Below are 12,443 nucleotides of genomic sequence, written 5' to 3' on the forward strand. Positions count from 1 at the left end.
AATGAGCCGTCACCGTCGGCGTAGTACAGCTGAAACTGAGCGCCCGGCCGATATCCGACGCCCGACATAGAGTGCAAGTCGCGGAGAGCCGGCCACATGTCCATGCGCGGCCCCGGCCGGTCGGCGACGGGATCCGGGCGATCCCTCAACAGGCCTGTACGATAAGTTTCCTGAGAAAGGCCGCGCAGGCGTCGAGTTCGTCGCGCTCGATATACTCGTCCGCCTTGTGGGCGCGCGCGATCGAGCCGGGGCCGATCACCAGGGCGGGGATGCCCCACAGCGTCTGGAACAGGCCCGCCTCCGTGCCGAACGAGACCTTGGCGTGCCCGTTTCGGCCGGCGAGGCGCTTGGCGAGCGCGACGAGGTCGGATCCGGGATCGATCTCGAGGCCCGGATAATCGATCAGGGGCTCGACCGTGACGCCGCATTCCGGTGCCTGCAGGCGCATCTCCGCGCCCAGCACCTCGCAGGCGTGGGCGATCGCTGCCGCGGCGAGAGCGCCCGCGTCGTCCTCGGCGATGGCCCGGTACTCGAACGAGACCTCGCAAAGGTCCGGCACGATGTTGAGCGCGCCGCCGCCCTGCACGATGCTGCACAGGCCGGTGGTGTGAGGCACGTCGTAGAGCGGGTCGCGCGCGCCGTCCCGGGCCAGCGTCTCGGCGCTCCGGCGGACATGCTCGATGAAGCGGGCCGCGTATTCCACGGCGTTGACCCCGAGCGGGGCCAGCGCCGAGTGGCAGGCACGGCCGTGGAAGGTGAGGCGCGCGGCGCTCTTGCCCTTGTGGCCGGTCACCACCGCCATGCCGGTCGGCTCTCCGACGAAGCAGCCGAGCGGCGCGGGGCCCCGCTCCCGCTGCCGGGCGATCAGCGGGCGAACGCCCAGGCAACCGACCTCCTCGTCGTAGGAGATCGCGATGTGGAGCGGGCAGGCGAGGGGAGCCGCCCTCATCTCGGGCAAGAGGGCGAGGCAGGCCGCGAGGAAGCCCTTCATGTCCGAGGTGCCGCGCCCGTAGAGTCGGCCCTCCGCCTCGCGCAGGCGGAAGGGATCGGACGACCAAGCCTGACCCGTCGCCGGTACCACGTCGCTATGACCGGAGAGGACGTAGCCGGGCCGGTCGCGCGGCCCGATGTCGATCCACAGGGCGGCCTTCCGGCCGGTGGCGTCCGGCACCCGCTCCGTCTCGGCGCCGGCCGCGCGCGCCAGCGCCTCGACGTAGTCGATCAGCGGCAGGTTCGTCAGGGCGCTCGTGGTGTCGAAGGCGACGAGCCGGTCCAGGATCTCGATAGCGGAGGGGTTGGGCATCGTCCTCTTCCGTTTCTCGTCGAGCGAGCCGTGCCGCGTTCATCCGGCCGCGACGGAGGGGATCCGATAGGCCCTTCGCGGCGAGCCCGCAAAGGGCTCGCGGGCGGCCGGGCGCGGCGCGGCAGGCGCCGGCCCGTGCGGCGCAGTCGCCCACGGCTTGGCACGGTTGACGCTAGGCCGATCGATGCGCGACCCTGCCGCGGTCCCGTCCGCCGATCGCCCGCACCCGCCAGTCCCTCCGCCCGGAACCCTCGATGACAGCGTCGCGTCACGTCACCCTGCCCGGCGCCCTGCTGCTGGCCGCCCTCGCCGGGCCGGCCGAAGCCCGCGACCTGCGTATCGGCCTCGCCGCGGAGGCGACCTCGATCGACCCGCATTTCCACAACGTCGGTCCCAACAACTCCCTGCGGCGGCACATCTTCGAGGGCTTGGTCACCACCGATCCGCAGATGCGGCTCGTGCCGGGGCTCGCGGCGTCGTGGACCGCGACCGACCCGACGACCTGGACCTTCAAGCTGCGCCCCGACGTGACGTTCTCGGACGGCACGCCGTTCACCGCCCGGGACGTGATCTACACGTTCTGCCGGATCCCGCTGGTCGAGAACTCGCCGTCCTCCTTCGCGACCTTCGTGCGCCCCTTCGAGAGCGTCGAGGCGCCGGATCCGCTCACCGTCGTCGTGAAGACCGCGACGCCGCTGCCGCTGCTGCCGACGAACATCACCGCAGTCGGCATGTTGAGCGCCAAGGCCTCGGGCGCGCCCGCCGAGGTGCGCTTCCGCAAGGGCGGCTGCGAGGGCATGGGCACGCCGCCGAAGAGCACCGATTTCGGCAACCCCGCTATCGCAATCGGCACCGGTCCCTACCAGCTGAAGGATTACGTGCGCGGCACGCAGGTCGTGCTCGTGCGAAACCCGCGCTACTGGGGCGCGGCGCCGGCCTTCGAGACCGTGACCATGAAGCCGATCGTCTCGACCGGCCCGCGCGTCGCGGCGCTGCTCGCGGGCGACGTCGACCTCATCGAGAACCCGGCGATCCAGGACCTGCCCCGCATCGAGGGCGCGGGCTTCAGCGTCGCCAAGGGCCTCTCGAACCGGATCATCTACATCCATCTCGACCAGTACGACGGCGCCGGCTGGAAGACGCCGGGAATCCGCGGCACCGACAGGAACCCGCTCCTCGACAGGCGCGTGCGCGAGGCGCTCTCCAAGGCGATCGACCGCAAGGCCATCGTCGAGCGCGTGATGGGCGGGGTGGCGCAGGCGGCGGGCGAATTGCTGCCGGACCCCCTCTTCGGTACCACCAAGGACTTCCCGATCGTCCCCTACGACCCGAAGGCCGCCAAGGCGCTGCTGGCCGAGGCCGGCTACCCGAACGGCTTCGAGATCACGCTGGGCACCCCGAACGACCGCTACATCAACGACGAGAAGATCGCCCAGGTGGTCGCCCAGATGTGGACCCGGATCGGCGTGAAGACGGCGATCGACGCGGCCACCGCCTCGACCTTCTTCACACGGCGCAACAAGTTCGATTTCTCCGCCTACCTCGCCGGCTGGGGTGCGGATTCGGGCGAGATGTCGAACTCGCTGAACTCGCTGCTCCTGTGCTTCAATCCGGAGACGGGCCGCGGCTTCACCAATCGCGGGCGCTACTGCAACCCGGAGGTCGACCGCCTGACGGTCGAGGCGATGGGCACCTTCGACGAGGCCAAGCGCGCCGGCCTGCTGCGCGATGCCTCGGCGCTGGCGATGCGGGACTATCCCCTGATCCCGCTGCATTTCGAGGTGACGCCCTGGGCCGCCGCCAAGGGCCTGCGCTACACGCCCCGCATCGACCAGTACACGCTGGCGATGGACGTGGTGGCGCAGTAGCCGCCGCGTGCTCACCTACCTGATCCAGCGCCTCGGGCAGGCCGCCCTCACCGTCGCCGCGATGGCGACGCTGGTCTTCCTCGGCGTCTACGCCATCGCCGACCCCATCGACATGCTGGCCGCGCCCGACGCGACGCCGGACGAGCGTGCGGGCATCGCCGCCCGCCTCGGCCTCGACCGGCCGCTCTGGATCCAGTTCGGCACCTTCGCGTGGCGGGCGCTGCACGGGGATCTCGGGCGCTCCTTCGTCTACAACGAGCCGGCCTTCACGGTGATCCTGGCGCGGCTGCCGGCGACCCTCGAGCTCGCGCTCACCGCCCTCGTCCTGGCCCTCGTCGTCGGGCTGCCGCTGGGGCTGTGGGCCGGGCTCAAGCCCGAGGCGGCCTCCGGCAAGGCGATCATGGGCGGCTCGATCCTGGCCTTCTCCCTGCCGAACTTCTGGCAGGGCCTGATGCTTGTGCTGATCTTCGCCGTCACCCTCGGCTGGCTGCCCGCGGGCGGGCGCGGCGAGACCGTGCGGGTGCTCGGGCTCGAGACCGGCTTCCTCACCCTCGACGGGCTGCGCCACCTGATCCTGCCGGCGGTCAACCTCGCGCTGTTCAAGCTCGCGGTGGTGATCCGGCTCGCCCGCGCGGGGACCCGCGAGGCCATGCTGCAGGATTACGTGCGCTTCGCCCGCGCCAAGGGGCTCGCGCCCGCCCGAATCGTCGGCGTGCACGTGCTCAAGAACATCCTGCTGCCGGTGGTGACGGTGATCGGCCTCGAATTCGGCTCGATGATCGCCTTCGCGGTGGTGACCGAGACCGTGTTCGCGTGGCCCGGCATCGGCAAGCTCCTGATCGATTCGATCAACCGCCTCGATCGCCCGGTGATCGTGGCCTACCTCATGCTCACCGTCTGCCTGTTCGTCGCGATCAACCTCGCCATCGACCTGCTCTACGCCGTGCTCGACCCGCGGGTGCGCCTGTCGGAGAGCGCTTCGTGAGCGCGACGAGCGAGCCCGCGACGCTCCCCGAGGCCGAGCCGGTCTGGCGCCTGCAGGCGGCCGACTTCCTGCGCGCGCCCGCCGCCGCGATCGGCCTCGGGATCCTCGTCGCGGTGATCCTGGCGGCGGCGCTCGCGCCCCTCGTCGCGCCGCAGAACCCCTACGACCTCGCCACCCTCGACGTGATGGACGCGACCCTGCCGCCGGGCAGCCGCAGCCTCGACGGCCTGCTCTACCTGCTCGGCACCGACGCGCAGGGGCGCGACATGCTCTCGGCGATCCTCTACGGCCTGCGCGTCTCGCTGATCGTGTCGCTCAGCGCGACCCTCGTCGCGGCGAGCCTCGGGGCCAGCATCGGGGTGATCGCGGCGAGCGCGGGCGGGCGCACCGACGCGGTGCTGATGCGGCTCGCCGACCTTCAGCTCTCGTTCCCGGCGATCCTGATCGCCCTGGTGCTGCTCGCGGCCTTCGGGCGCGGCGTCGACAAGGTGGTGATCGCCCTGATCGCCGTGCAATGGGCCTATTACGCCCGGGCGATCCGGGCGAGCGCCCTGGTCGAGCAGCGGCGCGAGTACATGGAGGCGGCGCGCGCCCTCGCCCTGCCGCGCCGGAGCCTGATCTTCCGTCACCTCCTGCCGAACTGCCTCGCCCCGGTCGTGGTGGTGGCGACGATGCAGGTCGCCCACGCCATCGCCCTCGAGGCGACGCTCTCCTTCCTCGGCGTCGGCGTCCCCGTCACCGAGCCCTCCCTCGGGCTTCTGATCAAGAACGGCTACGACTACCTCCTGTCGGGCAAGTACTGGATCTCGACCTTCCCGGGCCTCGCGTTGGTGGTGGTGATCGTGGCGATCAACCTCGTGGGCGACCGGTTGCGCGACGTGCTGAACCCGCGGTTCTCCGCGTGAGCGCGCCCGTCCTCGCCGTCGAGGGCCTCAGCGTCGGCTTCCGCCTGCGCGGAGCCGAGCACGTGGCGGTCGACCGGCTCGACCTCAGCGTCGGGCCGGGCGAGGTGGTCGGGCTCGTGGGCGAATCGGGCTCGGGCAAGTCGGTGACCGGGCTCGCCCTGATGGGCCTGATCGAGCGGCCCGGGCGCATCCTCGGCGGGCGCATCCTGTTCGAGGGACGCGACCTCGTCGGGCTGCCGGAAGCCGCGTTCCGCCCGCTGCGGGGTCGGCGCGTGGCGATGATTTTCCAGGATCCCATGACCACCTTGAACCCAGTGCTGCGCGTGGAGACGCAGGTGGTCGAGGCGATCACCGCGCACGAGCGCGTCACCGCGCGGGCCGCCCGCGCCCGGGCCCGCGAGGCGCTGGTGCGGGTCGGCATCCCGGCGCCCGACGAGCGTCTGCGCGCCTATCCGCACCAGCTCTCGGGCGGCATGCGCCAGCGCATCGCCATCGCCATCGCGCTCCTGCACGCGCCGGCCCTGCTGATCGCCGACGAGCCCACCACGGCGCTCGACGTCACCATCCAGGCCCAGATCCTGGCCGAGGCGCAGACGCTCTGCGCCGAGATGGGCACCGCGCTGATCTGGATCACCCACGACCTCGCGGTCGTTTCTGGCCTCGCCGACCGGCTGGTGGTGATGTATGCGGGCCGCGCCGTCGAGGTCGGCCCGGTCGCCGCGGTGATCGACGCGCCGCTCCATCCCTACAGCGCCGGCCTGATCGGCTCGGCCCCGAGCCGCAACCGCCGCGGCAGCCCCCTGATGCAGATCCCCGGCCTCGCCCCGGCTCTCGACCGCCGGCCGCCGGGCTGCGCCTTCGCGCCCCGCTGCGCCCGTGCCGAGCCCGATTGCGCCGAGCCGCCGCCGCTGGCGCGCCTGCCCGGCCGCACCGCGCTCTGCCGCTACCCGCTCCAGGCCGCGAGCCTCGCGTGAGCCCGCCCCTCGTCTCGCTCGATGGCGTCGCGAAACGCTTCTCCACGAAGCCCTCGCTCGCCGCGCGGCTCGCCGGTCTCCTCGGCGAGCGCCGCCCCTCGCGCGCGGTGCAGGCCGTGACCGATGTCGATCTCGCGATCCCGGCGCGGGAGGTGGTGGGGCTCGTCGGCGAATCCGGCTGCGGCAAGTCCACCCTCGGGCGCCTCGTGGCCGGTCTCTACCCGCCGAGCGCCGGCCGCGTCCTGCACGACGGACGCGACATCCGCGAGATGGGCCCGGACGCGCGCCGCGCGAGCCGGCTCGCCGTCCAGATGGTGTTCCAGGACGCGACCGCCTCGCTCAACCCGCGTCTGCGCATCCTCGACATCGTCGGCGAGGCGCCCGTCCGCCACGGGCTGATCGCGCCCCGGGAGAAGCGCGCCTACGTGGCCGACCTGCTCGCCCGCGTCAGCCTCAGCCCGGACGCGATGGCGCGCTATCCGCACCAGTTCTCCGGCGGCCAGCGCGCGCGGATCGGCATCGCGCGGGCGCTCGCCGTGAAGCCGCGCCTCCTCGTCTGCGACGAGTCGGTGGCCGCCCTCGACGTCTCGATCCAGGCCCAGGTGCTGAACCTGTTCATGGACCTGCGGCGCGATCTCGGGCTCACCTACCTGTTCATCAGCCACGATCTCGGGGTGATCGAGCACATCGCCTCGCGCGTGGCGGTGATGTATCTCGGCCGTGTCGTCGAGGAGGCGCCCGCCGAGGCTCTGTTCGCCGCGCCCGCGCACCCCTACACGCTCAGCCTGCTCGCCCAGACGCCGAAGCTCGCCGCGGGCAAGCGCCGGTTCGCCCCGCTCCCCGGCGAGCCGCCCTCGCCCCTGGCGCCGCCGCCGGGCTGCGCCTTCCACCCGCGCTGCCCCTTCGTGCTGCCGGTCTGCCGCACGGACCTGCCCCTCCCGCGTCCGGCCGGCCCAGAACGACGCGTCGCCTGCCACCGCGACCGCGCCGACTTCGTCGGCCAAGAGGGCGTCGGCCAAGAGGGCGTCGGCCAAGAGGGCGTCGGCCAAGAGGGCGTCGGCCAAGATGGCGTCGGCCAAGATCATGGCGGCCAAGATCGTGGCGGCCCGATCCGCTTCGGCTGACACGGACGCGTCCGGGCCGCGGGCGGCGCCCATGTCCGGTTCGAACCTGTCGCGCTTTCGTCCGACCAGAGCGGGTCGATCGGCACCCGGATGGAGGTCTCGAGACGCATTCCCGTCACGAACGAAGACGAACCCGCTCGCGCCTTCGGGCGATCAGCAGATCCCGGCCGTCCCGCGGATCCGGATGGTCCGTCCATCCAATCGATCCCGGACGGGTCGAGCGCCGGAACCCGCATATTGACGCTTTGATGACACCGACCGATCATGGCGACCGAGGCTGTGGTGTCTCTCTCGCTCCGTGTGTCTCGGACGAGATACGGGCAGACGCCGGAGACTGCAGCCGTGATCGTGACGGCGACCGCGATGGAGACGTCGATCTCGCTTTCGACGCTCTGCGGACTTCTGCTGGCCATGGCGGCCAAGCACTACGCCGCGGATTTCGTCCTGCAGACGCGCTGGATGGCGCGCGGCAAGGAGCGCCTGCGGGGTTGGGGGCCGCCGCTCGCCGCCCATGCGGGCATCCACGCCCTGCTCACCCTCGCGATCGCGCTCCTGGTCCGACCGAGCCTGTGGTGGATCGCCCTCGTCGATCTCGGGCTCCACGGCACGATCGACCGCGGCAAGACGCTGGTGGCGCATCGCGCCCGCTCGACGATGGCCGATCCGCAATACTGGTGGCTCCTCGGCTTCGACCAGTTCCTGCATCAGGCGACCAATATCCTGCTGGTCGTCATTCTGGTACTGGGTTGAGCGGTCGCGCGACGGCGCTAGTCCATTGACGCAGGTTTGATTTCCAGAAAGGCGCCGATTTTTACCCCACGCTTACCATGATCCCGCCTCACAAAAGCCCGCCCGAATCGGACTTCTGCTGACCATCGGACGGATCGGCCCGGGACCTCGCGGCGCGCCACGCGCGACAGGCGGTCTCGGCAGGCACTCGTCCCGGAACCAGGGTCTGGGCGGCACGGCATGGCATACACTCCCTTCCGATCGGGCGTTCTCGCGGCGCGCGTCCGCGGCCTCGGCTCCGTCCCGGCGAGTCTCGCGCTCGCCGCGCTCCTGTGTGTCGCCGCGACCCATGTCGAAGCGCCGTCGGGGCCTGCGCCGGCCGCGCTGGCCGCCCTCACCGAAGCCGAGGCCACGCCGTCGCCCGCCCCCATCCTCGCCGACATGGCCGCGGAGGATCCCGATCCCGTCGTCGGTCTCGCCGCCGAAGCGCGTCAGGCCTGGCAGGAGGTCCTGTACGGTTGGGTTCCGCAACCGGTGACGCCGAGCACCGATGCCGCGACCGGCTGGTTCGCCGCACTCGGACCGCTGTCGACCGAACCGGCGCCGGAGGGAACGCCGACCCAGGAGGCGATGCTGACGCCCCAGACGGTGCCGCTGCCCCTGCCGCGACCGCCCGAGTTCCGGCGTTTCGCCGGATCGGACATCGCCCGGCGCGCGGATCGGCAGGCCGGGCGGCGGATGCCGGCCGCGGCGGCGCCGACCGCGATGGAGGACACCCGGAATTTCTTCGAGAAGCTGTTCGGGGTCGAGTCGCCCGCAACTCCCGCGCCGGCTCTGGCCTATGCCGCGCTCGACCGCCCCGGCATCGAAGCGGTTCCGCGCCCTCGGCTCGTTCCGGCTCCGATCCCGAGCGACAAGATCGGCACGGCCGTCTACGACATCAGCGCCCGCACCGTCGTGCTGCCCAGCGGGGAGAAGCTGGAGGCCCATTCCGGGCTCGGAGACAGCATGGACGATCCGCGCTTCGTCCACGTGCCCATGCGGGGCGCGACCCCGCCGGGTACCTACGACCTCAGCGAGCGCGAAGCCCTGTTCCACGGCGTGCGGGCCATCCGCCTGAGCCCCGTCGGCGGGCCCGGCGCGATCTACGGCCGGGCAGGCCTCCTGGCACACACCTTCATGCTCGGACCGAGCGGCGCCTCGAACGGCTGCGTGTCGTTCCGCGACTACGACAAGTTCCTGCAGGCCTATCTGCGCGGCGAGATCCAGCGTCTCGTCGTCGTTGCAGGGCGTGGACGCGAGGCCGGCCCGCAGGTCGCGTCGCGCTGACGCCGCCCGGCGTTCCGCAAACTCAAGCCCGGCCTCGGCCGGCGGGTTTCCCGCAGGCGAGGCCGAGCGACCGCCGGAACCTCGAAATCCGGTTCGGGCGCCCGGCTCGCCGGGCTCGGCTCGCGTCGGCCGCGGTACCGGATCGCGCGTCTGCCGAAGGGCGCCCTCGCGCACGAGGCCCTTACGGGGCCGCCCCCTCGCGCCGCAGCAGATCCCGCTTGCGCTCGACGCCCCAGCGATAGCCCGAGAGCGATCCGTCCGAGCGCACCACGCGATGGCACGGGATCGCGATCGCCAGCCGGTTCGCACCGCAGGCCTGCGCCACCGCGCGCACGGCCGCCGGCTCGCCGATGGCGCGGGCGATCTCCGCATAGGTCGCCGTGGTTCCGGGCGGGATGGCGCGCAGCGCGGCCCAGACCCGCTGCTGGAAGGCGGTGCCGCCGATGTCGAGGGGCAGGTCGACGGCACGGCCCGGCCGCTCGATCAGGCCGACGACCGCCGCCACCGCGCCGTCGAGCGCGGCGTCACCGCCGAGGAATTCCGCCCGCGGGAAGCGGTCCTGGAGATCGCGCGCCAGGGCATCCGGATCGTCGCCGAGCAGGATCGCGCAGACGCCCCGCTCGGTCGTCGCCACGAGGAGAGAGCCAAGCGCGCAGGCGGCGACGGCGAAGCGGATCTGCGCGCCGGCCCCGCCCGCCCGATAGGCGCCGGGGCTCATGCCGAGGCGCTCGGCGGCGTCCGCGTAGAACCGGCTCGGGGCGCTGTAGCCGGCCCCGTACACGGCCTCGGTCACGGTGTCAGACTCCCGGAGGGCGGCGGCGGCGCGCTCGGCGAGGCGTGCCGCCGCGTAGGCCTTCGGGGTGATGCCGGTGACCGCACGGAAGACCCGGTGGAAATGGAAGGCGCTCATCCCGGCCGCCTGCGCGAGATCGGCGAGCGCCGGGGCCTGATCGGCGGCGTCGATCGCCCGGCAGGCCCGTGCCACGGCCTCGGTCCACCGCGCGGCGCGATCCGCCTCGTTCGGCCGGCAGCGCTTGCACGGCCGAAATCCCGCGGCCTCGGCGGCGGCGCAGCTGTCGTGAAAGACGACGTTCTCGGGCTTGGCCGGGCGCGCGGCGCAGCTCGGGCGGCAATACACCCCCGTGGTCCGGACCGCGTAGACGAAGCTGCCGTCCGCCGCCGTATCGCGCGCCGCCAGCGCCGTCCAGCGCGCCGCGTCGCCGGTGCCTCCCGGGCCGGGCGCCGCCACGGTGTCCGCGTGATCACTCGTCTGCATGGCGGATGGCCCCTGACCGGCGTGCCGCGCCGCTCCCGTGCGACGGCTCATGTGGCCATCGTTGCACCGAAGCCGTCGGCCCCGCATCCCGATTCTTGCTGCCGGATCGTGATGCCGGTGCGCCGTCATCGCGACGTGATCACGCCGTCCTCGAGATGGAGCACCCGGTCGGCCGCCGTGAGCAGCGCCGAGCGGTGGGCGATCGCCAGGATCGTCATGCGGCCCGACAGCCGCCGCAGGCTCGCGACCACCGCCGCTTCCGATGCGGGATCGAGGGCGTTGGTCGCCTCGTCGAGCACGAGGAGATCGGGCCGGCACAGGAAGGCGCGGGCGAGCATCAGGCGCTGGCGCTCACCGCCCGAGAGGCGGCCGCCGCGCTCGCCCACCACCGTGTCGAGCCCCTCTGGTAGCTCCTGCACGAAGCCGGCCGCGGCGGTGTCGAGCGCGTCCCGGAGCTCCGCGTCGGTCGCGCCGGCCCGGGCGAGGAGGAGGTTCGCGCGGATCGTGTCGTGGAACAGGAAGGGCTCCTGCGCCACGTAGGCGATGCGCCCGCGCCACGCCACCCGCGCCGGCGCGTCGAGCGTCGCGCCGTCGATCACGATCTCGCCCGCCGCGGGTGCCGTCAGCCCCATTACCAGATCCGCCAGCGTCGACTTGCCGCCGCCCGACGGCCCGGTGAGCACGGTGAGGGAGCCGGCCGGAAGCCGGAGGTCGATCCCCGCGAGGGTCGGCGCGGTGCGCCCCGGGTGCAGGAACGCGACGCCGCGCAGCTCGAGCGCGTCCCGGAGGCGCGGGGCGGTCGCGGCGGGGGCGGGCTCCTGCGCCGCGCGGCAGCTCTCCTCGCTGTCCTGGAACTGCCCGTAGACCGGGAGCAGGCGCCCGAGCTGCCGCCAGAGATCCAGCGCCTGCGCCAGCGTCGCGGCGAGGCGCGTCAGGGCCAGCGCGAGGGCGAGCATCGCCGCGCCGTCGAGATGCAGCACGCCGAGCCCGTAGAAGGCGCCCCCGGCCGCGGCGGCGGCGGCGGCGAAGCGCTGCCACGTGCGGGCGGCCGCCGCGGCGCCGGTCTGGGCGAGCTGGGCCCGGTCCACCGCCTCGAGGCGCTGCCGCAGCGCCTCCTGCTGCCGCGCCTCGCCCTGCAGGGCCTTGATCACCTTCAGGCCCGCAAAGGCATCGGCGAGCTCCGCATGGTGGCGCCGCGCGATCCGCGTCATCGCCTGCGCCAGAGCGAAGGCGCGCCGCGCCAGCGGCAGCATGGGCAGGCCCGCCAGCGCGGTGAGCACCAGGGCCGCCGCCGCGAGGCCGGGGGAGAGGACGAGGGCGGCGATCAGGAAGGCGGGCAGGTAGATCAGCCGGGTGGCGAGATCGATCGCGACCTGGGTCGCGACGGCGCTCTGCGCCGCCTCGGCGGTGAGGGCGTGGACGAGTTCGGCCGGTCGCGCCAGCGCCGGCGTGCCCCAGCCGGCCCGGAGGGCGGCGGCATGCAGGCGCAGGCGCAGCCGCGTGCCGAATTCCAGCGACAGGCGGCTCGCGGCGACGGATTGCGCGTAGGTGAGGAGGGCCGCGGATCCGACGAGCGACAGGTAGGTCGCGACCAGCGCCGGCAGCCCGATAGCCGTGTCGCCGGTGCCGAGAAGGCGCGGCAGCACCATCAGCGCACCGCTCTCCAGGCCCGCCGCGACGACCGAGAGCGCCACGACGCGGACGAAGCGCCCGCGGCGCGCGCCGACCGCGTCGCGCAGCAGCCGTGCCGCCGCCCGGATCTGCGTCGCGATCCCGCCGAGATCGGGGGCGCCGCGGCGCGACAGGACGGCCGTGATCCGGTCGCGCGGGCTCACGGCAGCGCCTGCGCGCCCGCGCCCGGGCCACCGCGCGCGCAGGCGAAAACGGGCGGAGGGACAGTGACCCACAGAGCGATGGCTCAAGCCCGAAACATTGGAGGAACGCGGTCGA

At 73.0% G+C, this 12,443-nt stretch carries 10 protein-coding genes; 7 read left to right on the top strand and 3 right to left on the bottom strand.

The genetic code is table 11. The annotated features are described in order from the left end of the window. Positions 1–145: 145 nt before the first annotated feature. The gene (argE, locus tag ACS5RC_RS19085) at positions 146–1,303 is read right to left on the bottom strand and encodes an acetylornithine deacetylase (protein ID WP_478345482.1); all 1,158 of its coding nucleotides are present in this window, start codon (positions 1,301–1,303) and stop codon (positions 146–148) included. A 254-nt stretch (positions 1,304–1,557) separates the two neighbouring features. Here argE and ACS5RC_RS19090 point away from each other — a divergent pair, with 254 nt between their 5' ends. The 7 genes from ACS5RC_RS19090 (at position 1,558) to ACS5RC_RS19120 (ending at position 9,217) form a co-directional block, all read left to right on the top strand. Beyond that, entirely contained in the window at positions 1,558–3,171 is a 1,614-nt protein-coding gene (locus ACS5RC_RS19090) for an ABC transporter substrate-binding protein (protein WP_478345483.1), read from the top strand. Positions 3,172–3,178: 7 nt separating this feature from the next. Then, positions 3,179–4,156, top strand: a complete 978-nt coding sequence (locus tag ACS5RC_RS19095) for an ABC transporter permease (RefSeq protein WP_478345484.1) — start codon at positions 3,179–3,181, stop codon at positions 4,154–4,156. Further along, positions 4,153–5,061 (top strand): ABC transporter permease, encoded by a 909-nt coding sequence (locus tag ACS5RC_RS19100; protein WP_478345485.1) that lies wholly within the window; start codon positions 4,153–4,155, stop codon positions 5,059–5,061. The genes ACS5RC_RS19095 and ACS5RC_RS19100 overlap by 4 nt, the downstream gene beginning before the upstream one ends. Then, positions 5,058–6,035: an ABC transporter ATP-binding protein gene (locus ACS5RC_RS19105; protein WP_478345486.1), complete on the top strand. Its 978-nt coding sequence runs from the start codon at positions 5,058–5,060 to the stop codon at positions 6,033–6,035. The genes ACS5RC_RS19100 and ACS5RC_RS19105 overlap by 4 nt, the downstream gene beginning before the upstream one ends. Further along, positions 6,032–7,159, top strand: coding sequence for an ABC transporter ATP-binding protein (locus tag ACS5RC_RS19110; RefSeq protein ID WP_478345487.1), 1,128 nt, complete (start codon positions 6,032–6,034; stop codon positions 7,157–7,159). Before ACS5RC_RS19105 ends, ACS5RC_RS19110 begins: the two co-directional genes overlap by 4 nt. A gap of 342 nt (positions 7,160–7,501) precedes the next feature. Next, on the top strand, positions 7,502–7,909 hold the full coding sequence (locus tag ACS5RC_RS19115; protein ID WP_478345488.1) for a DUF3307 domain-containing protein: 408 nt from the start codon (positions 7,502–7,504) through the stop codon (positions 7,907–7,909). A 219-nt stretch (positions 7,910–8,128) separates the two neighbouring features. Beyond that, on the top strand, positions 8,129–9,217 hold the full coding sequence (locus ACS5RC_RS19120) for a DUF2778 domain-containing protein (RefSeq protein ID WP_478345489.1): 1,089 nt from the start codon (positions 8,129–8,131) through the stop codon (positions 9,215–9,217). Positions 9,218–9,398: 181 nt separating this feature from the next. Here the strand turns inward: ACS5RC_RS19120 and ada are convergent, their stop codons facing one another. Continuing rightward, complete coding sequence (gene ada / locus ACS5RC_RS19125) at positions 9,399–10,493, bottom strand: bifunctional DNA-binding transcriptional regulator/O6-methylguanine-DNA methyltransferase Ada (protein WP_478345490.1); 1,095 nt, start codon at positions 10,491–10,493, stop codon at positions 9,399–9,401. A 125-nt stretch (positions 10,494–10,618) separates the two neighbouring features. Further along, entirely contained in the window at positions 10,619–12,328 is a 1,710-nt protein-coding gene (locus tag ACS5RC_RS19130; protein ID WP_478345491.1) for an ABC transporter ATP-binding protein, read from the bottom strand. Positions 12,329–12,443: the final 115 nt, after the last annotated feature.

The organism is Methylobacterium sp. HJ2 (assembly GCF_056431005.1).